Below are 20557 nucleotides of genomic sequence, written 5' to 3'. Positions count from 1 at the left end.
TAACAATACGGTGCAATTCTCAATAATTTGTACGATAATAAGTGCACTTACCTTTGTCTTTTAGTCTGTGCTCTAAAATGATTTTTGACCTTTATGAGGAGTGCTTGTGGTTTTGGTTAGCTAATCGCAAAAATTAAAGCAAAATTCATGGAGATATGCTTTAATTTTGATTTATTTCATATCAATGGACATGTAATTCTCATTCAAAGGATTACGATTAGAAAAAGTATAAAATCATTTTTTGAAAGATAAAATCTTTGTTCAATAATCTTTCGTATTGCTGAGAGTAAAGACCTATAAAACTCTTCTATAATTTGATTTTCACGAATATAATCTAAGAGATTTGCGAAGGGTTTTTCAGGGAGAGGGGGGTGTATGAGTTTCTGTAAATCAATGCAAAGAGTGTTGTATTATGAGTGTTGTCTCGCAAAGTATTTTATAAAAAACAGGAGAGTATTCTCTAATCGGTAGCCAGTATATTTTTCATTTTATGATATGGTTTTCTTCATAAAGCTTGTATAGTTGCTGTCAATTGTAAATTAATATTCAAATCTCATGCAGCAACATGTTTGAAATAAATATTAAGATGCTTCAGTGTTTTCGTTTTTTTAGCTTTTGTATGCCTGTTTGGGGCGGGAATATCCTCTCTGTTTGATTGATCTGTTGAAGCGAGAAAACAACTTTATTTGAGAAAACTATAAAAGAAGGAAAGGGAGAAATTCTTTTTCATCTATCTCCTTTTAATGAAATTTTACACTGTGAAAAAGAATTCATTGAAATATTTTTGCCTCACATTTTTTTCGCGTTTTATGATTACGCTACTTAATGTAAAACAAAAGTCTTCAAACAGAATACAATTGCTTGGTACAATTTGTTGGCTTATTCTTTTCATTTTTGGGACAGAGTGAGACTTGACCGCGTGGATTATTGCCCTTTATACTAAAAAATGTTTGTTTTTAAAGTCTTGATGGTTTTTATAAAGCTTAGGATATCTGAAAAAAGGATGTTACCAGAAAGTATTGAGATTTGTTAAAAAATATCTTTTGGTATAGCTATCGTATTTTTTGTGACGCAATAAGCCATTATTGGCGTGATAATGGAAGTGCTTTTGCAAGCCATGTTGCGCTATCAGGGCTTTTAGCATTTTTCCCTTTCTTTATTTTTGGAATATCTTTTGCTCGTTTTCTAGGAGCTTTTACCTATACACCGCAAAAAATTAAAGCACTAGTGCAGTTATTGCCTGATGTTATTGCAGAGCCTTTATCTCAGGAAATTGTCAATGTTTTAACCATTCATCGAGGAGGTGTGTTGACGCTTTCTGTCATTGGAGCGGCTTATTTTGCTTCTAATGGGATAGAGGCTTTGCGTACGGCTTTAAATAAAGCTTACCGTGTTACTGATCGACGGAGTTTGTTGTTTTGTCGTTTTCAAAGTCTGTTTTTTGTAATCCTTGGAGCTTTTGGTCTTGTTGTGATTAGCTTTTTATTGATTCTGGCGCCTTTGCTGACCAAAATTATGCAAAATCATTCTTTTTTTATGACTGAATACATTGGTGTTATTCGTTTATGGCGTTATACAGTTGCAGTCGTTATTTTGTTTATCAGTCTTTTGATTGTTCATAAATGGCTTCCAGCAGGACAGCGGAAATTTATAGATATTTTACCAGGAATCGTGGTGACAATGTTTGTATGGTTTATGGCTTCTCTTGCTTTTGCACAATATTTGACGATGTTTGATTATATTTCAACCTATGCGGGGTTAGCATCTATTATGGTTGCCATAATTTTTCTTTACATCTTAAGCGCAATTTTTATTTTGGGAGGTGAAATAAACGCCGCAATAATGTTTTATCGTAACTATTGGCGCTCTCTTCGATGAATGAAAAAAACAGTAGATCGTACGAAAATCAAAAGATAGATAGAGGAATAAAACTTGCCATTACTTTGTTGGTTGATGCGGATGCTTGTCCCGTAAAAGATGAAGTTTATCGTGTGATGAATCGTTATCAGCTTAAGACATTTGTTGTGGCAAATCGTTCTTTGTTCCTTCCAGATGAAGCGCTCATTGAGAGAGTAGTCGTTGCTGGTGAATTCAATGGTGCTGATGATTGGATCGTAGAACATGTGCATGAGGCGAGTATCGTTATTACCAGTGATATTCCTTTAGCAGCAAGGGTTGTGCAAGCTGGGGGTTTTTGTCTTTCGCCAACGGGGCGTATTTTTGATGTAAATTCAATTGGTCAGGCTTTGGCGATGCGCAATTTGATGGAAGATTTGCGTGGACAGGGCAGTATAATAGGTGGTCCCCGTCCTTTTTCTCGTAAAGACCGTTCTGCTTTTTTGTCAGCACTGGATCTTGTTATACAACGTTTAAAAAGACGCGGTTATTAAAGTTATAGGGCCTCTTTAATCACTGCTTTTATAAGTGTTTTGGCATCGTCATTGGCCCATGGAGCTGCACCATTGAAGGAAGCAATGAGATATCCCTCTTTATCAATGAGCAATGTAATGGGGAGTCCTAAAGCAAGCCCCTGTTTTCTAACATTATTGAAAATATCCATTGTTTCATCGCGATAGTAAAGCAAATTATCTGAATGAATATCTCGTAAAAATTGCTGAATTTTTTCAGGAGAAGCAGTTTTATCGATATTAATCGCTATGACATCAAAGTTTTCTCCACCTAATTCACGTTTTAATTGCGCAAGTTCGGGCATTTCTGTGCGGCAAGGTGCACACCAAATAGCCCATAGATTGACCAGCATTGGTTTTCCGGTAAATTCGCTGAGTGTACGCTCTTTTCCTAGAATATCCTTGAAAGAGAGTTTATTCATATCCGAGGGTGTATCAGCAAATCGTATGTGGCTAAAAAACCCTTTTGCTGCTTTTCGTATCGCCATCATTTTTTCTGCTCGTGCTTTATCAGTGTTTATTTCTTGTGCTTGTGCTGCTGAAATGAAATTGAAAAGAAAAAACTCTCTTTTAGTATCGTAGTTTATGGTTGCGTATAAACTCAATGCAATGATAAAGAATGCAAGGGAGAATTGCCTTTTTTTATTGTTTTTTTCGCTGATGAAAATTTGAAAAATCATAATTTTGTCCTTTGGATGGGTGTTTTCAGAATATGACAGATGAGAAGTTAAAGAACCAAATATGGGGTGGTCGGTTTACGGCAGGTCCTGCTGCAATTATGGAAGAAATTAATGCCTCTATTGATTTTGATCAAAAACTTTATCGACAAGATATTGAAGGTTCTCTTTCTCATGCGGCTATGTTAGCGCAAACGAAAATCATTTCACAATCAGATTATGAAAAAATTGTTCATGGTTTGAAACTTATTCGCCAAGAAATTGAAGACGGTAAATTTGTTTTTTCACAAAAGCTTGAAGATATTCATATGAATATTGAAGCGCGGTTGAGTGAATTGATAGGTTCTGTAGCAGGGCGTTTGCATACGGCGCGTTCACGCAATGATCAAGTTGCTGTTGATTTTCGCTTGTGGGTACGTGAAGCAACGCAAAAGATAGCACAAGCTTTAAAAGGATTGATAGAGCAATTACTTATTCGCGCAGAACAACATGTTGATACCTTTATGCCGGGCTTTACGCATTTACAATTAGCCCAACCTGTAACATTGGGCCATTATATGATGGCTTATGTTGAAATGTTCGGTCGAGATTTATCGCGAATGCGTGATGCTCTTGAGCGAATGAATGAATCGCCTTTAGGGGCTGCTGCTTTGGCAGGAACAAGTTTTCCGATTGATCGCTTTATGACAGCACAAGCACTAGGCTTTCGGGAACCTACACGCAATTCAATTGATAGTGTTTCTGATCGTGATTTTGCGTTGGAGTTTTTAAGCGCTGGTGCTCTTTGTGCGGTGCATCTTTCGCGTTTGGCGGAAGAAATAATTCTTTGGTCAAGTGAACAGTTTTGTTTTATTCATTTGTCAGATGCCTTTTCAACGGGTTCGTCTATTATGCCACAAAAGAGAAATCCGGATGCGGCAGAGTTAGTACGAGCGAAAGCAGGTCGATTGAATGGTGCGCTTATGGGATTGTTAACGGTGATGAAAGGATTACCGCTTGCTTATTCAAAGGATATGCAAGAAGATAAAGAGTATGTGTTTGATGGGGCTTTGAGTTTGGAATTATCACTAGCAGCAATGACAGGGATGATTGCTGATTTGAAAGTGAATAAAAAAGCCATGAAACAAGCAGCGGATTTGGGGTATGCAACAGCTACGGATTTTGCTGATTGGCTTGTACGTGAATTAGGGATTCCTTTTCGTGAAGCACATTACATAACAGGGCGTGCTGTGGCATTAGCAGAAAGAAAACAGTGTCGCCTTCAGGATTTATCATTAGATGAACTTCAAGCAATTTGTCCTGATATTAATGCAACACTTTTTGATGTTTTGACCGTTGAAAAATCTGTTGAAAGTCGCAAAAGCTTTGGGGGAACAGCACCTTCAGAGGTTCTTCGGCAAATTGCATATTGGAAAAAGCGTCTCGTGAGCGCTTGAATAATTGTATTTTAAAAGTAAAAAAGAAAGCAAGATGAGGAAAGAGGACTAATGAAAGTTATAATAAAGGGGTTGATGGTTGTCCTTTTAGGGGGCTTTGGTGTCGTTGGGTGTGGGCGTAAAGGGTCATTGGAGATGTCTCCTACAAGTGTGGAAAAACCTACGCAGGGAACATCTGTTGCTAAAAGTGAAGATGATAAACCTTTTATTCTTGATCGTTTGATAAAGTAGGAGGCAAGTGTGGATTTTTTCTCCTATCATCAAGGTATGCTTCATGCTGAGGGTTGTTCACTTGCTATGCTTGCACAGGAGGTGGGAACTCCTTTTTACTGTTATTCAGCCAATGCATTGGTTACACATTTTAAGGACTATCAAAGAGCATTTCAAGGGATGCCCAGCCTGATTGCTTATGCGGTTAAAGCGAATTCTAATCAAGCAGTTTTGCGGCTTTTAGCTAACAATGGAGCGGGAGCTGATGTGGTTTCAGAAGGTGAATTACGGCGTGCTCTTGCTGTTGGTATTCCGGCGCATTGTATTGTTTATTCTGGGGTTGGTAAAACCGTGAGAGAGATAGATTTTGCTCTTTCTCAGAATATTTATTGTTTTAATGTTGAATCAGAGCCGGAACTTGAACAGTTATCGCAACGCGCTGTTGCACTTTCAAAAATAGCACGTGTTTCATTGCGCATTAATCCAGATGTTGATGCAAAGACCCATAAGAAAATTACAACAGGAAAATCTGAAAATAAATTTGGTATTCCCTTGTTGTTGGCAAGAGAGGCTTATAAAAGAGCGTCCTCTTTACCTGGATTGCAGGTTTGCGGTATTGATATGCATATTGGCAGTCAAATTTGTGATTTAAAGCCGTTTGAGGAGGCGTTTATTATTATCGTAGATTTGGTGCGTCAATTGTGGAGTGATGGTTATGCAATAACGCATATAGATATTGGTGGCGGGCTTGGTATTGCCTATGGTTGTGAACAACATACCGTACCCTCCCCTTTTGATTATGCCGCGCTGGTAAAGAAGCATATTGCTCCTTTAGGGATTAATATTGTGGTGGAGCCGGGGCGGAGCATTGTGGGTCAAGCTGGTGTGTTGGTAACCTCTGTTCTCTATTTAAAAAAGGGGCAAGGGCGGAATTTTGTTATTGTGGATGCGGCGATGAATGATCTGATGCGTCCAACGCTTTATGATGCTTGGCAGAATGTCGTCCTTGTGAAACAAGCAGCAAAAGACGCCCCCCTTATTCGTGCAGATATTGTGGGTTCTGTTTGTGAGACTGGTGATTATTTAGCATTAGATCGTTGCTTGCCAATTTTGGCCCCCAGTGATCTTTTGGCAATTACGCAAGCTGGGGCTTATGGTGCTGTGATGGCGAGTACTTATAATAGCAGACTTCTGGTCCCTGAAGTTCTCGTTCAAGATATGCGTTATGCAGTTATTCGTCCACGTCTTGATTATGCGCAATTAATGGGATGTGATCATATTCCTGATTGGATTGAGCCCAAATTAGATTGAGCATTATTAAATATTTTTGGTCTTATTTTTACTAAACTTTGATGAAACAATTTATTTTCTAGAAATTGTTCTGTATGGGGTTTATGATCTTAATGCACCACGGTAAAAGGGGATAAATGCTTGTTTATGAAAAATAAAAACATCAAAGGCTTTGCAATGAAGCTTTTGTGTGTGCGCATTTTGATGTGGGGGATCCTTTCATTGGAACGGATCTGGGGTCGGTTATTACCATTTTTCCTTGTTCTTAGTCTGTTTTGTTCGTTTAGCTGGTTGGGACTTTTTGGCGTTTTGGGCTATTGGTTCCATTGGCTTTTACTTGGGGCTATGCTTGTTTGTGCTGGGGTAAGTTTATTTTTTCTTATTGGTTTTCGGTTTCCCACAATGCGGGAAGTGGATCACCGTCTTGAACGTGTCAATGGCCTTAAACACCAGCCTTTGAATATTCAGACAGATCGTTTATGTTCTGAAAATGATGAAGATTTTAGTGTTGTTATTTGGCGTGAACATCAACGCCGAATGGCAAAGCAATTATACCATTTAAAAACTGGATTTATCTCTCTTAATAGTGCGGATTATGATCCTTTAGCTTTGAGGGCTTTGTGTGCTCTTCTTTTTGTGTGCGCTTTTAGTTTTTCTTTTGGTTCACAAGGGGGGCGTTTGGCTGATGCCTTTGATTTTCGTCCTGTCGTTGATGAAAAACTCATGCGGATTGATGCTTGGGTAACACCACCTGCTTATACCGGTGTGGCACCGATTTATTTGACAAAAGATGAGAAAACACAACTAGAAATCCCTGAAGGGAGTAATGTTGTTGTGCGTGTTGTCAATGGGGCTGGCATTACAGTAAAAGCAAAGTCTGTAGAAGATGGGAGGGAAATTTCGTTTTCAGAGAAAACGGAGCAAACAGCTTTGAATGATCCAATTGTTCATTTTGAAACACATTTAAAGCATTCAATAAATTTATTTGTATCATCACGTCGTAAAAAACAGCAATGGCATTTGCAGATAATTAAGGACACGCTTCCAACAATTCATTGGTTGGAAAAACCAGGGAGGATTTTAACGGGATCATTGGAGTTACGATATGTGGTGGATGATGATTATGGTGTGACAAAGGCTTTTGTTGAAATAGAGCCTTTTCTTCCTCAGAATAAAAGTGCTTCTTCTCTTTATAATGCTCCGGAAATAGAACTTCTTCTTCCGCGTGGTGGAAAGGGGAAAATGCGAATGGTGCAGGATATATCAGCGCATCCATGGGCGGGTTCGCAAGTCAAAATTACTTTGGTGGCAGAAGATGGTGCGGGGCAGAAAGGACGTAGCAAAACTTTTGTTATGATATTACCACAGCGTGTTTTTTCGAATCCTGTTGCACGCGCAGTGGTTGAACTGCGTCGTTTATTAGCTCTTAATCCTTTAGCGCGAGAGCGGGTACTTGATATGCTTTCTGCTTTGCTTGTGCGTCCAGAAAAGGGGTTGCAAAATGCATCGCATTTTATTGTTCTACAAAGTGCGTGGACAAGACTTTCTTTAGCACAAACAGACGAGGATTTGCGCAATGTGGTGGATTATTTATGGCAAATTGCTTTGGGTATTGAAGGCAATCAACTTGAATCCGTGCAAAAAAAGTTAAAACAAGCACAAGCTGCTTTACGTGATGCATTGCGTTACGGTGCTTCAGCGGCAGAAATTGAACGGCTTATGGCAGATTTACGTCAAGCTATGGATGCGTATATTCGTGCTTTGGCTGAAAAAGCACCGGATAGTCAAGTTTCTAAAAATTCTAAAAGCTCAAAAAGTCCTAATCTTTCTGAAGCTACATTACAAGAAAAGCTAAATTTAATTGAGGAAATGGCTAAAACAGGCTCTTCTTTAGCAGCTGAACAACTCTTGGCGGAAGTTGAACAGACGCTTGATCATTTGCATGTGCAAAAAGGTAATCAAAATGAGGGAGAAAAAAGCCAATCTGCACAAATGAAAGAAAAGATGGACCAGCTTGGAGATTTAATGCGTCGTCAGCAAGAAATTCTCAATGAAACACATCAGTTAGAGATGGAACAAAAACGCGGAGAAAATGTACCGGAAACACAAAAAAAATCTTTAAAAAAACGTCAAGCTGAATTGCAATCTGAATTATCAACATTAGAAAAAGAATTATCAGAACAAGGATTTGAAACAGGAGGCGCCTTGAAAAGGGCAGAAGAAAAAATGAATTCTGCGGAAAATGCTCTTGATAATGGAAATCATCAGGTATCTATACAAAATCAGTCTGATGCTTTGGAATCTTTGAGGCAAGGTGCACAAAATGTTTTGAAAAAAATGCGCGAAACACTTAAAGAAACGGGAGATGATCAAAATGCTGATTCTGGTCCTAAAGATCCGTTAGGACGTCCACTTTCTTCAAAAACAGATGAAGAACAAGAAGGCGAGGCACTCCCACAAGAAAGTGATCAAATGCGTACGCGGCAGATTTTGGATGAAATTCGCAAACGTCTTGGTAAAGAGCATCTTTCAGAAGAAGAAAAAAACTATCTTGAAAGATTGCTTCATTTTAATTAATCAGTGTTGGCTTTTTTCTTAATTGATGTCAAAAACAGTGTATGAAGAACCTCTATGGAGTTCAGCTTCAAAGAAAATAATTAAAGCACTTGTAAAGCGATAATCATTCTGTTGTACTGCTTTTTTAATCATTTAAGTTTAAAATATGCAATATTGAAGTGTTCGCTATTGCGGAGAAAGAGCAGAAGTCCATATAAGTTGGATATATGAAAATCTGTAATGTTTGAAATTTGTTTCTACATGGTATGTTGAGTTGGATATCGTTACGCTGAAAGATTTTTATGCTTCTGCACTTGGGCTGCGTGTGCAAAAGACGCTGTGTGACCAATTAAATTTATGGTGGCCTGATCTTACGGATAAACGGATTATGGGGTTGGGTTATGCGATTCCTTATCTTTCTGTATTGCATGAACGTGCCCAACAATGTTTTGCTTTTATGCCTGCTGCTCAGGGTGTTTCGCCTTGGCCTTGTGCTGAGAAAGTTGCTACAGCGCTTGTTTTTGAAGAAGATTTGCCGCTTCCTGATGCGTCAGTTGATTGTATTTTATTGGTCCATGCATTAGAATATACAGAAAATTCATTTGAAACGTTGAATGAAATATGGCGTGTTTTAGCACCCAATGGTCATTTGATCGTTATTGTTCCTAATCGCTCTGGCTTTTGGGCGCGCAATACGACTACGCCCTTTGGTTATGGCGAACCTTATAGTCAACAACAGCTTATTCGTTTGTTCGAAAAAACAAATTTTATTTCTGGACCAATACAAGAAATTGTACACTATATGCCCTCTACGGGGTATTTTTCGCGGTTGTTCTCATTTTTTTACGAGCCATTTGCTCGCTATCTTTTGCCTTATTTTGGTGGACTCTTAATGTGTCAGGCACAAAAACGTGTTTATCAGGGTCTGCTCGTACAGCGTCGTCAGTCGCGACGTATTTTTATTCCTGCTTTATCACCACAGACAAGAAATATTTTAAATTATAAAGATAATTAATCATTTTGTCATTGTCATAAGAACCGCAAGTATAAAAGGATTCTCTTATTTCAATTTTTTGCATTTACAATTAAAAAATATTCTTTTGTACATTAATATGTGGAATTGGTATGTGAATAAAAATCTCAAGTATCTATATATCGAACCATATTTCATGAATAGCGGAAACATTTTAAAAGAAAAAATGCTGGTATCTTCGTAAGCATAAAAATAGCAGAGTCCAAAGGATCTTGCATAATATGGTTTATGGTGGTTAAAAACTGTACAAGGAAGGATTAAAATGCTTCTTATGAACCATCTCAAGTATCAAGGGCTCCTCTGCAACATCGAGATCTAACATAAGTGTGTGATGGTGCTGGCTTGTTCTTTTATAAGCGTAAAGATGGTGGTGCTCAGTGGCTTTATCATTAGGATAAACATTTAGCGTTATATCATGAATTATATAATCTCTTAAGAGGAGATAAAGTCATAAAGAATGGAGGAAAACTATAAAGATAAAAAACATCTCTCAAGTTAGGTTAGTGAATGTGAGATAAAGCAATGTGTGGAGCGGTTTTTCTGAAAAAAATAATTATAAATAGCACTCATCTAAAGATGATAGTTATGATCAAGAATGTTGCTAAAAGATATCACGATTATTTATATGCGAAACATATTAAAAACTTTAGAAAGAACAAAAGCATGTGAAACAGAAGTTACAAAGTATATCGTGAGAGTTGAAAGCATTTTTGTTTCTGGTTCTCATGTTGGAATATTTCGTTTTTTATTCGTAATGTTATATATTTTGTCATAAGAGTAAGTTCTAAGTAATAGCATTCGAATTATATGCGAAGGTTTTTTCATCTCGTTTCTGTTTTCATTTAGGATATTAAAATTATTTTTGAAACAGTAAATCTCGAATTAAAGATTTAAACGGTAACCATTTTGATCTGTTATGAGAATTTGTGCATTGGAGGGATCGTTTTCGATTTTTTGTCGCAAACGATAGATATGGGTTTCTAAAGTATGGGTGATAATATTTTCATTATATCCCCAAACTTGTTCTAACAATGTTTCACGGCTGACAATTTTATCATTAGCATAATAGAGACATTTAAGGATCGCTGCTTCTTTTTCTGTGAGACAGATTTTATTGTTGCATTGATCAAGAAGAAGTTTTTGTCTTAGTTTAAAAGTATAGGGACCAATATGAAAGGTTGCGTCTTCATTTTGTTCATATTGGCGCAACTGTGCTCGAATTCTCGCCAATAACACTGCAAAGCGAAAGGGTTTTGTTACATAATCATTGGCGCCTGTTTCAAGATCTAAAATATTATCACAGTCTGTATCATAATTTGTTATCATGATAATGGGAGCACGAAATCCTTGGGTGCGTAATTGTTTAACGGCTTTGTAGCCATCAAGATCAGGAAGTTGAAATCCCAAAATAGTGAGATCAATATTTTCTTTTTGGATTATTCTCATTCCCGCTTCTGCTGTTTTTGCTTGGGAAATTTTAAATTCTTGATGCATTTGCAATTGTTCTACTAAAATGGGGCGTAGATCATCGCCTTCAACGATTAAAAGAGTGTATTGGTTCATGTTTTTCCTTATAGGCATGTTGATGCACTGATTGATATAGTTTCATGAAAAATGAGATTTCATGCAAGAAAAATTAAAAGAGGAAAATTAAAAAAAAGTCTTTGAAAAAATAAACTTTTATAATTTCTATGGTTGTTTGCCGAAAAGAAGGTGTTTCCGTCTGCAGAGTATTTTACGTATTGGTTGGAAGCATTTTTTATGCTTTAGAATGTGTTTTAGCCATTGAGTGTCATCATTTTTACGCTTATGGAGAAACAAGCTAGCACTATCATTCACTTTGCCAGCTCGTGGGTGTTGCGGACAGTTCTTGGCACTTGAGACGATTCATAAGAGGAATTTTTAGTGCTTTCTTTCACGTTTTTTATCTATATGGGACTTTCTCCGCTTAGAATATGCAAGCAAATAGCTTTTGATTGATTCAATATAAACAGGTTGGGAATGAGAGAATCCAGCGGCATGAGAGGCTCTCATCCAACATGCGAACAATGAACACTCAATATGATGCGTTTTTTAAGCGTGAAGAGAACTGTGCAACACCTAGCAGATATGTACCGTTTAGGAGAATTTCACGGTCATTTTTATTGTTTTTTTATCCACGTTCAGTTTTGTTTTTTCGTAGAGTTTGTGTGCGAAGAGGTCTGTGTGATGCTCGTGGGTGTTGCTTATTATAATCGTTGAGTAAGTCTTGCCTTTAGAAATGCCTAAAAAATACCTAATGAAGGGGGGAAGTTTTGGGGCATTTTATATTGAGAAGAGTGCAGAATGAAAAATGATAAGGAAGAGTATCCTATTTATGTATTTAGCGTGAAAACACATCAATAGAGAGGGATGCCTTGTGCGATATGAAGTGCTTTTTCATATGAGTCTAACGGTAAATTCATCGAACACTCCCATCTTTACGCTTATGAACAAGTAAGCCGGATCACACACTTTGCCAGCTCGTGGGTATTTCGAGACAGCCCTTAGCACTTAAGACGGTTCATAAGAGCCATTTTCACTCTTTTCTTTAACAATTTTTATTCACACACTCATCCCGCTTTTTATGTGCAAGAAAGTGGTTTTAATTGATTCAACATGGGACAAATTTGAAATGGGAGAATCTTACGATATTCGGGACTCTTATTCAACATGCAAAACAGTAATTTATCATTATAAATCAATGGATTATTAATGAATAAAATTTATTGCTTTAAGATAAAAGCATTTCCTTCTTAAGGTTGCCCATCAAACAGACTTCTGTCCATTCCTCTTCTGTCACGGGTTGTACTGATAAGCGGCTGGCCTTGACCAACACCATATTTGCTAGTTTAGGATTGGCTTTGATTTGTTTTAATGAAACAGGTGTTGGCATGTCACAAAGTGCTCGGATATCTACACATTCCCAGCGTGGATCAGAACTTGTAGAATCAGGGTGTGCTTCAGCACATATTTCTACAATTCCTACAATTTCTAAACCTTTATTTGAGTGATAAAAAAAACCTTTATCACCATATTTCATAGTGCGCATATTGTTACGTGCTTGATAATTGCGTACACCATCCCATTGTTCGCCATTAACTCCTTTTTTCTTTTGCATCTCCCATGACCATTTATGGGGTTCAGATTTAAAAAGCCAATAAGCCATGAGTTCTCCTTTTTCATAGACTGTTATGCATTTTTATAAGTATCTTTGTAATACCATCAACGATGATTTTTAAAATGGGGTAAATAACGGCTATTATCTATTTTTCTTGTTTCAAAATAATGTGTAGTAGAGAGACGCGCTCCATTGATATTTCATGTTGTATAAAAGTATTTTGCTCTTTGTTTCTCTTTTCAACTATGGTCTGAAATGCGGTCACTATAAGAGTTTGTTGGAAAAAATTAAGAAAATTGGTTCTAAAAAGCTTTAAGATTACAATGACAATGAAACGAATAAATGGTCAAAGATGATGAGGTCAACGAATGGCATTCATATCTATGCTTTGTGGGAGAGAGTAGATCTTATTATGCTGTAAAATACCGTCATTTGAAGTGTAATGATATAAGGCAGTTTTTTGAGACATGAGGTTTTTAAGAATGTGTGGTGAATATTTAGATTTACGTGTCGAGCTTTGGGTTAAGTGAATTGTGTGAGTGGGAAGCAGGTGGAATCTGCTCGATAGAGAATTCGGACTATCTATAGACCGGAGTGAGTAGAAATCTTCGTTCTTTAAGATGTGTGTGGGACGTCAATTTTATTATGCTTTTGTTCCACGGCGTCCCATCCCGATCAAGGGCGGGGCTTTTTCATCTAATGGCCAGCGTGAGCGGGGTGCAATGTCAAGAGAGCTTGTTTCTCCTCGTGCGAGTTTTTGTGCACCGGCAAAAGCAATCATTGCAGCATTATCCGTACACAAGGAAAGAGGAGGGGCTATAAATTCAAAACCATGTTGATGAGCAAGGTCTTGCAACGTAGAGCGAATGGCTTGGTTTGCGGCAACGCCGCCCGCAACAACTAAAGCAGGAGAACGCTTTTCTTGATTATCAGAGAGAGGATATTGGTGGGTAAAGTGTTGTAAAGCTAGGTGAACACGATCACGTACCGTATCAGTCACAGCGGCTTGAAAACTTGCGGCAATGTCAGCAATATCATTTTCTGTAAGGGGAGCTATGGCTGTTGCGGCTTGTCGAACAGCAGTTTTGAGTCCTGAAAAAGAAAAGTCTAATCGTTTTTCACCTTTTAAAGGTCGTGGAAGAGGGATGCGATTTTTATCACCAAATAAAGCTGCTTTTTCAAGTGCTGGTCCACCAGGATAAGGAAGACCTAAAAGTTTTGCTGTTTTATCAAAGGCTTCTCCTAACGCATCATCAATAGTGGTTCCTAAACGCTGGTAGTTGCCTACTCCATGAACAATGATTGTTTGTGTATGACCTCCTGAAACTAAAAGTAATAAATAAGGAAAGCTGACGTTGTGCGTTAACACAGCTGTTAAAGCATGTCCCTCTAAGTGATTTACCGCAATAAATGGTTTGCCAGTGGCAAGAGAGAGTGCTTTTGCGCTCATAACGCCTACCAACAATCCTCCTATCAAACCAGGACCACTGGTGGCTGCAATGCCATCAATATCTTTTAATTTTGTGTTTGCTTCTGTTAGTGCTTGCAGAATTAAATGATCAAGAACTTCAACATGGGCACGAGCAGCAATTTCAGGAACAACACCGCCGTAAGGTGCATGGTGATCAATTTGACTCCAAACAACATTGGAAAGAATTCGGCTGTTTGATTCATTGTTATATTCAATGACAGCCGCTGCCGTTTCATCACAACTTGTTTCTATTCCCAGCAGACGCATTTTAAACAAAACCTTATATTGAAGCTTCTTTCTTACGTGCGTACCATGAACAGAAAAAGATGCAAAGTATTTCTCTTAGAATTGATTTTTCTATGAAAAATATGTGTTTTGGCATTTTCTTTGAATTTTATGATATCGTTGATTAAAAAATAAAGCTGTATTTTCGAGTATAAAATGCAAATATTTTTTTAAAACTTGTCTATTAAAGTCTATAATTGTAAATATTATTGAGAAAAATGAGATTTGGAAAATTTCTGTAAATTTATACTCTTTCGAAGATATTTGAGAAAAGCTTCATTTTTAAAACTTTTTTCATTTTATTATTTTATTTTTGAAAAAAGTGTGCACAAAAAGTGATAAAGATGGTCGATTCTTCAAAACCAAAAGTTAAATCACATTATACTGGTACGCGCCGTAAGAAACCAGTTATTGAACATGAAGCTATTCCCCATGATTCAGAGGAAAAAATCCACAATTCTGTAGAATCTCCTGCACGAGAAAAACAGAATATGCAAGGTCAGGATAAAAGTATCTCTAGTACAATTTGGCTTTTCTTATCCCTTTCTGGGATTTTGGGGGGATTCATTGCTTTGGGAATTTTTATGGGGCTTCAATGGGCTGGTTTTTTTCCTTCTCCTTTTGTGGCAAATTCTGCTGGGGAGGAAAAAGCCTTGCAGATTGCTGAAGCCGCAAAAAGTCAAGGTGAAGACACAAAGGAACAATTGAGCCGGGTCTTTCAAGAAATCGATGCGTTAAAAACAGAGTTTTCTTCTTTTTCATCACAACAGTTTAAAACAACGAAAAATGATGAACTATCGAAAGAAGAAAGCAAAAAAGCTTTTGCGATTTTAGAGGAAAAAGTAAAAACTCTTGAAGAAACTGTACAAACTTTTGTTAGAGAGTCGAAAGAGATAGAGACGGCTTTGTCTGTTGGGCAGAGCAATGCAAATGATCTTGCTGCGTTAAAACAACAGTTAGAAGCACTACAGGAAGAAACTGCTGTTAAAAATAGTGAGAAAAAAGAAATAGATACCGCGCTCTTTACTGCAATTAGTTCATTAAAAAATGCTGTAGAGCGTGGTGGATCTTATAATAATGAATTAAAGCTGTTGCGGCAATTATCGCCTTCGATTAATGGACTTGATGTGTTGCAAAAAACAGCTACTGTGGGTCTTCCAAGTTCAGCACAACTTTCAGTTGATTTTGCTCATGTTGCTGATGCAATTGTTGGTACGCAAAATCTTGTTGCGTCAGATGCTGGTTTTTTTGACCGAATTTTAGCGTGGATAAAAGGGCTCATTGTTTCGCGACCGATTGGAAATGTTGAAGGGACAACGCTGGGGGCTATTGCGGCACGCATGGAAGTTGCCATTCAAGCTGGTGATTACGAAAAGGCTTTGAGTGAATGGCAATCATTGCCCCAAAGTGCAAAAGATGTTTCAATGGATTTTGTTAAGCAGCTTGAAAGACATATTGCTATTCAACAGTTGTTGCAGCAATTGTTATTGTCTGTGCAACAAGGATCTTTTAAAGCAACAAAGATGTAAATAGGCCCAAGATGATACGTGTTTTTATTTATATTTTTGTTGTTTGTATCCTCGGTTTAGCTTTCACGTGGGTTGCTAATCACAATGGTATTTTTGTTCTCACATTTTTGCATTTCAGATTTTCTGCTTCATTTCTTACAGTGTTAAGTGTGCTTATTTTGTTTTTTGTAACGCTGGTGCTTTTATGGTGGTTATTGTCTTTCTTTTTTTCCATACCGAATGCTCTTTCCAATTATTTTTATAAACGCCATCAAAAGCGTGGTTACGAAGCTCTTTCAAAGGGGATTCTTGCAACTTTTGCTGGTGATAGTATGGTTGCGCAAAAAATGGAAACACGGGTTGCTAAATATCTTGCAGGAAAACAAGAGCCATTGGTAAAACTCTTACAAGCGCAAACCTTGTCTTTACAAAATGATTCTGTTCGCGCCATCGGTCTTTATGAAGAGATGAGAAAGGAAGATCCGACAAAACTGGTTGGACTTTATGGTTTGTTTCGTGAAGCGATGAAGAGTAAAGCTTATGAGGCAGCGCAACAATATGCCGAAGAGGCACTGACTTTATCGCCAGCACTTTTATGGGCGCATCAGGCGGTGCTCGATCGGTTAAGTACTGAGGGTAAATGGGATAAGGCACTTACTATTTTTGAAAGAACGCAAAAAGCTCTCCCGCGTTCTATTCGCGCGACTCCAGAGCGGCAGCATATACAGGTTTTACTACTAAGTGGGCAGGCACTTTCTTTGTTTGATACACATCCTGTACAAGCACGTGAAGCTATTTTGAAAGCCCATAAATTGGCACCTGATTTTGTTCCAATAATAGTTATTGCTGCTGATATTCTTTATAAATTAAACGAAACGCGTAAAGCGGATAAAATGATTATAGCGGCTTGGCAAAAGGAGCCTCATCCTGACTTGGGAGCGCTTTATCTTGAAAGAGAAGAAGGAGCCATTGGGCGATTGAAAAGGGCTAAGACACTTGCTTCTTATAATAAAGATGCATTTGAGTCGGCTTTCCTTATTGCTAAAGCAGCTTTGGATGCTGGTGAAACAGCATTAGCAAGAGAGAAGGCACAAAAAGCATTACAATGTCATCCACGGGAAAGTGTTTATTTATTGTTGGCAGATATTGAAGAGGCACAGGGAAACAGTCAAGGTGCTGTGCGTCAATGGCTTTCTTTAGCACTTCGTGCTGAACGTGATCCAGTGTGGATGTGTGATGGGGCCATTTTTTCTTCTTGGTCAGCGGTTTCTCCAATCAGTGGACGTTTGGGCTGTTTTGAATGGAAGGCGCCTCCTGGTATGCCTTCTCTCACATTAGAGGCGGACAATATTGTGTCGAAAAGGCAAGACAAAGAGTATGTTATGGGAAAAAGTGATGATGTTGGAGATAAGAAGCTTGAAAAATTAACACCTATAGATGATTCTCTTTTGCATAATGCGCAGGTGGAGAAACAAGATATAAAAGAAAAAGATGTAAAAATGTTCAGTCAAACTCACTTAAATGTTGATGATCCAGGGGTTAAAACAGAAGAAGAAACATCTTTATCGAGGAAAAAATTTCGTTTATTTTAAATTGCATCAATATGGTAGTATGAGCGTTTTTTCAGAAGAAAAAATTAATATAGAAGAAAAAAAATTATCTTTAATCTTGTCCAATAAAATTATTCTCTTATGCTTAAAAAATGAAATTTTGCTTGGTAGCAGAGGTGATTGGTTAAAAAATGTTTTTAAATCAGAGATGTCTTGATAAAAAACAAAAAAATAACAAACCAAGGATTGCTGTCGTTATTCATCGGCGCTCTACCTATACTGGTCGTTTGGGAAAATTTTTACAACAAAATGGTTTTGTTCTTGATATTTATCGTCCTATTTTTGGACAAAAACTCCCTGATACATTAGAGCATTATGCCGGCGTTGTTATTTTAGGGGGACCGATGAGTGTGAATGACAGCGAAGCCTATATTGGTGAGGAAATTGATTGGATTTCGTTATCACTAAAGGAAAATAAGCCTTTTTTGGGTATTTGTCTTGGAGCACAAATGTTAGCGCGAAATCTAGGGGGGCGCGTTGGTACAAGAAGTGATGGGACTGTTGAAGTCGGCTGGTATCCACTAGAAGCAACCCCACAAGGGAAGGAATTGATGAATTGGCCAGAGATGGTCTACCATTTCCATGATGAAGGTATTTATGATTTACCGAAAGAGGCAATGCTTTTGGCAACAGGGAATACATATCCTACACAAGCTTTTCGTTATGGAAACAATGCATGGGGTTTGCAGTTTCATGCTGAATTTACACGCGCTATGATGCGGCGTTTGGTCGTGCGTTCGGCACATAAATTGACTGAAAAAGGTGCTCAACCTGCTTGTGCACATTTGAAAGGTCATTTAATCTATGATCGAGCTTTGAGTCAATGGTTTGAAAGCGCATTACACCAGATTTTTTGTACACCGCCCGTACTTGTGTGATTATTGATAACGCATTGATTTATATAGGTAATTCACGGTTTTGTATATTGAATGAGAACCCCGAATATAGTAAGGTTTTTTCATTCCAAACCTGTGTATATTGACTCAATAAAAACCTCTTGTTTGCATGTCACAAGTAGGGCTGGCGTGTGGGCAAAAACTGTATAAGAAAAGACTAAAAATGCTTCTTATGAACTGCCTTAAGTGCCAAGAGCTGTCGCAACATTTGGGGGCTAGCCAAATATAATGATGGTGCTGGCTTTGGGGCCTCCATAAGCGTAAAGATGGGGGGCTCAATGGCTTTATCGTTAAGAAACACTATTCATTATCATTTTTGTTGTGCTGTAAAAGAGTATGGTTTAAGGCAGAGGTAGAAAATCTATGTAAAACTTTACACATGAGGTATTTTTTGTTAAAGGGTATAATCGTTCTTCTTAAGAAAACCTTGTTGAGTTTATGAGATACAGTACTTTAGAATGATGTATGGGGGCTTCTTGAAGTGATCAGTAGATAAAGTCCGGTCGATTAAGAAGTTGGGTTGTGTATAAACTGACCGGGGTTAGAAATCTTTGTCCTTTTTAGGGTGGGAGAAAGTTAAGAGATAAAGAAAGTTTTAATGTTGTCCAAATCCTCTCAATTACCATTAAGACGAAAAAGTTTTTCTTTAAGCTATTTAATTTTTGGGCTTTTTTGTTTGGCTCTGATATTTATTTATAGCGCACTCTGGTTTTTTTTTCACGTAAAATAGAAGACCATGTTTCTGATATATTTGTAAAAGTATCTTCCCATAATATGGCGGCGGTATGCGAGAATGTACGCAGGGATGGTTATCCTTTACGTGTCGGTGTTGTTTGTGACAAGTTTCAATTTTCTTGGCCTTTACATGGGGTTTCTTTATCGACGGGGCGTTTGACGGCTGGTGCACCAATTTATTCACCTTATTTGGTCGAGTTTAATGTTCGTTCTCCTGCATTAATTGTTTTTTCCGGAAAAACTCCTATAGTATCGCATTGGCGCAATTTGGTGATTGAAACAGAGCCTTATTGGAAAACGGGTAAAACATTGAAGTTTATAGCTGAAGGGCTTGAGATTGCATCTTTTTCCTCTTTCTCTGAAGATCAAAAGCTTCAAGAAGCATTAAGAGCACAAACGATAGATAAAAAAACGACACAAGAAAATATTGAAGATCCGGCATCTTTGCAAAATACGCATGACGTGATTATTCAGCCATTAGAGCCACAAGATATGCCTCAAAAAATAACGGCAGAATTTTTGCGTTTTGATCTAAAACATGAAAAGAATGATTTATCGGGACATATAACTTTTGACGGTTTTGATGCTTCTCCCTTTTTAAAATCTTCTTTTGTTGATATTCCTAAAATTGATGGTAATTTGAAATGGATTTTAAATGACATTTCTTTTCTGTCTGAAGATGAAGAAAAAAATTGGCAACAGCGACTGTATGGAAAAAGTGGACTTTTAAAGCAAGGTGAATTGACTTTTCATACAGGTGGTGCAGTGCGTATTAGTGGACCTTTTTCTTTTGATGATGAAGGATATTTGACAGCAAAATTTGAACTTGTCCTTATTCAGTCCATGAAGCTTCTTGACACTCTGCAGCGCTTATTTCCCGCGCAAGCCAATAATCTTCAAGCGTTATTTTTTATTTTAGGTGCTTTGCCTAAAAATGCGGACGGCGCTCCCGTTCTTTCATTGCTCATTAACAATGGGTGGGTAAAACTGGGATTTTTAAAACTTGGTCGTCTTGCTCCACTTTAGGTGTTGTACCAAAGCCTTTTTTCATCTTTACTATCAAATTTCGACTTTTTCTGATTTTCACACTTTTTTGCAATTTTAGGGTGTCAAAATATATTTTAACAAAATGCGTATTTAATGGTAAAAAAAATAGCTATAAAAATAAAAAATTATCACCTACTCCTAACTCGTCCAACCTCTTTTCACTTAGTACAAAATCTTATGTCAAACTACATATAACAACAGTGTTTGTATGGAAAAAGTGGTATTTTAAAGTATGCTGAATTGCCTTTTTATACAG

15 protein-coding genes are annotated in these 20557 nt (G+C 37.6%); 11 read left to right on the top strand and 4 right to left on the bottom strand.

The features are described from left to right. The first annotated feature begins 1026 nt into the window (after nt 1-1026). Together ACFIM1_RS00245 and ACFIM1_RS00240 are read left to right on the top strand one after the other, a co-directional pair. Complete coding sequence (locus ACFIM1_RS00245; RefSeq protein WP_375609027.1) at nt 1027-1878, top strand: YihY/virulence factor BrkB family protein; 852 nt, start codon at nt 1027-1029, stop codon at nt 1876-1878. Next, on the top strand, nt 1875-2390 hold the full coding sequence (locus tag ACFIM1_RS00240; protein ID WP_375606049.1) for a YaiI/YqxD family protein: 516 nt from the start codon (nt 1875-1877) through the stop codon (nt 2388-2390). The genes ACFIM1_RS00245 and ACFIM1_RS00240 overlap by 4 nt, the downstream gene beginning before the upstream one ends. Before the next feature lie 2 nt (nt 2391-2392). On the opposite strand, the gene ACFIM1_RS00235 is transcribed toward ACFIM1_RS00240, so the two are convergent. Then, nucleotides 2393-3088: a TlpA disulfide reductase family protein gene (locus ACFIM1_RS00235; protein ID WP_375609028.1), complete on the bottom strand. Its 696-nt coding sequence runs from the start codon at nt 3086-3088 to the stop codon at nt 2393-2395. 32 nt (nt 3089-3120) lie between these two features. Between ACFIM1_RS00235 and argH the strand changes: the two genes are divergently transcribed. From argH to ACFIM1_RS00210, 5 genes are all read left to right on the top strand, one after another. Next, on the top strand, nt 3121-4521 hold the full coding sequence (argH, locus tag ACFIM1_RS00230) for an argininosuccinate lyase (protein ID WP_375609029.1): 1401 nt from the start codon (nt 3121-3123) through the stop codon (nt 4519-4521). Nucleotides 4522-4572: 51 nt separating this feature from the next. Then, nucleotides 4573-4752, top strand: coding sequence for a lipoprotein (locus ACFIM1_RS00225; RefSeq protein WP_375609030.1), 180 nt, complete (start codon nt 4573-4575; stop codon nt 4750-4752). A 9-nt stretch (nt 4753-4761) separates the two neighbouring features. Further along, a complete protein-coding gene (lysA, locus tag ACFIM1_RS00220) occupies nt 4762-6042 on the top strand; it encodes a diaminopimelate decarboxylase (protein ID WP_375609031.1) in 1281 nt (426 codons plus the stop codon). A gap of 126 nt (nt 6043-6168) precedes the next feature. Continuing rightward, nucleotides 6169-8598: a TIGR02302 family protein gene (locus ACFIM1_RS00215; protein WP_375609032.1), complete on the top strand. Its 2430-nt coding sequence runs from the start codon at nt 6169-6171 to the stop codon at nt 8596-8598. Nucleotides 8599-8821: 223 nt separating this feature from the next. After that, nucleotides 8822-9592, top strand: coding sequence for a methyltransferase domain-containing protein (locus ACFIM1_RS00210; protein WP_375609033.1), 771 nt, complete (start codon nt 8822-8824; stop codon nt 9590-9592). A 900-nt stretch (nt 9593-10492) separates the two neighbouring features. Here ACFIM1_RS00210 and ACFIM1_RS00205 read toward each other — a convergent pair. The 3 genes from ACFIM1_RS00205 to tsaD all read right to left on the bottom strand — a co-directional run bounded on the left by ACFIM1_RS00205 (nt 10493) and on the right by tsaD (nt 14487). After that, the gene (locus ACFIM1_RS00205) at nt 10493-11173 is read right to left on the bottom strand and encodes a response regulator transcription factor (protein ID WP_375606042.1); all 681 of its coding nucleotides are present in this window, start codon (nt 11171-11173) and stop codon (nt 10493-10495) included. Between the two features lie 1189 nt (nt 11174-12362). Then, nucleotides 12363-12797 carry an EVE domain-containing protein gene (locus ACFIM1_RS00200; RefSeq protein WP_375606041.1) on the bottom strand — a complete coding sequence of 145 codons (435 nt, stop codon included), beginning with the start codon at nt 12795-12797 and terminating at the stop codon, nt 12363-12365. A gap of 595 nt (nt 12798-13392) precedes the next feature. Continuing rightward, a complete protein-coding gene (gene tsaD / locus ACFIM1_RS00195) occupies nt 13393-14487 on the bottom strand; it encodes a tRNA (adenosine(37)-N6)-threonylcarbamoyltransferase complex transferase subunit TsaD (RefSeq protein WP_375608454.1) in 1095 nt (364 codons plus the stop codon). Nucleotides 14488-14849: 362 nt separating this feature from the next. Between tsaD and ACFIM1_RS00190 the strand changes: the two genes are divergently transcribed. From ACFIM1_RS00190 to ACFIM1_RS00175, 4 genes are all read left to right on the top strand, one after another. Then, complete coding sequence (locus ACFIM1_RS00190) at nt 14850-16034, top strand: hypothetical protein (protein WP_375606039.1); 1185 nt, start codon at nt 14850-14852, stop codon at nt 16032-16034. 11 nt (nt 16035-16045) lie between these two features. Then, nucleotides 16046-17605, top strand: coding sequence for a heme biosynthesis protein HemY (locus tag ACFIM1_RS00185; RefSeq protein WP_375609034.1), 1560 nt, complete (start codon nt 16046-16048; stop codon nt 17603-17605). A gap of 149 nt (nt 17606-17754) precedes the next feature. After that, nucleotides 17755-18501 (top strand): glutamine amidotransferase, encoded by a 747-nt coding sequence (locus ACFIM1_RS00180; protein ID WP_375609035.1) that lies wholly within the window; start codon nt 17755-17757, stop codon nt 18499-18501. Nucleotides 18502-19293: 792 nt separating this feature from the next. Beyond that, complete coding sequence (locus ACFIM1_RS00175; RefSeq protein WP_375606036.1) at nt 19294-20280, top strand: DUF2125 domain-containing protein; 987 nt, start codon at nt 19294-19296, stop codon at nt 20278-20280. Nucleotides 20281-20557 lie beyond the last annotated feature (277 nt).

Origin of the sequence: Bartonella sp. AC158YNML, from assembly GCF_042196725.1 — a bacterium.
GTDB lineage: Bacteria > Pseudomonadota > Alphaproteobacteria > Rhizobiales > Rhizobiaceae > Bartonella.
Note: the sequence above shows the minus strand (reverse complement) of the source record. Positions and strands in the feature narration are given on the sequence as shown.

Coding starts and splice junctions, on each gene's coding strand:
- ACFIM1_RS00240 (WP_375606049.1), top strand. CDS start 1,875: ATGAATGAAAAAAACAGTAGATCGTACGAAAATCAAAAGATAGATAGA.
- ACFIM1_RS00235 (WP_375609028.1), bottom strand. CDS start 3,088: ATGATTTTTCAAATTTTCATCAGCGAAAAAAACAATAAAAAAAGGCAA.
- argH (WP_375609029.1), top strand. CDS start 3,121: ATGACAGATGAGAAGTTAAAGAACCAAATATGGGGTGGTCGGTTTACG.
- ACFIM1_RS00225 (WP_375609030.1), top strand. CDS start 4,573: ATGAAAGTTATAATAAAGGGGTTGATGGTTGTCCTTTTAGGGGGCTTT.
- ACFIM1_RS00215 (WP_375609032.1), top strand. CDS start 6,169: ATGAAAAATAAAAACATCAAAGGCTTTGCAATGAAGCTTTTGTGTGTG.
- ACFIM1_RS00205 (WP_375606042.1), bottom strand. CDS start 11,173: ATGAACCAATACACTCTTTTAATCGTTGAAGGCGATGATCTACGCCCC.
- ACFIM1_RS00200 (WP_375606041.1), bottom strand. CDS start 12,797: ATGGCTTATTGGCTTTTTAAATCTGAACCCCATAAATGGTCATGGGAG.
- tsaD (WP_375608454.1), bottom strand. CDS start 14,487: ATGCGTCTGCTGGGAATAGAAACAAGTTGTGATGAAACGGCAGCGGCT.
- ACFIM1_RS00190 (WP_375606039.1), top strand. CDS start 14,850: ATGGTCGATTCTTCAAAACCAAAAGTTAAATCACATTATACTGGTACG.
- ACFIM1_RS00185 (WP_375609034.1), top strand. CDS start 16,046: ATGATACGTGTTTTTATTTATATTTTTGTTGTTTGTATCCTCGGTTTA.
- ACFIM1_RS00180 (WP_375609035.1), top strand. CDS start 17,755: ATGTTTTTAAATCAGAGATGTCTTGATAAAAAACAAAAAAATAACAAA.
- ACFIM1_RS00175 (WP_375606036.1), top strand. CDS start 19,294: ATGGCGGCGGTATGCGAGAATGTACGCAGGGATGGTTATCCTTTACGT.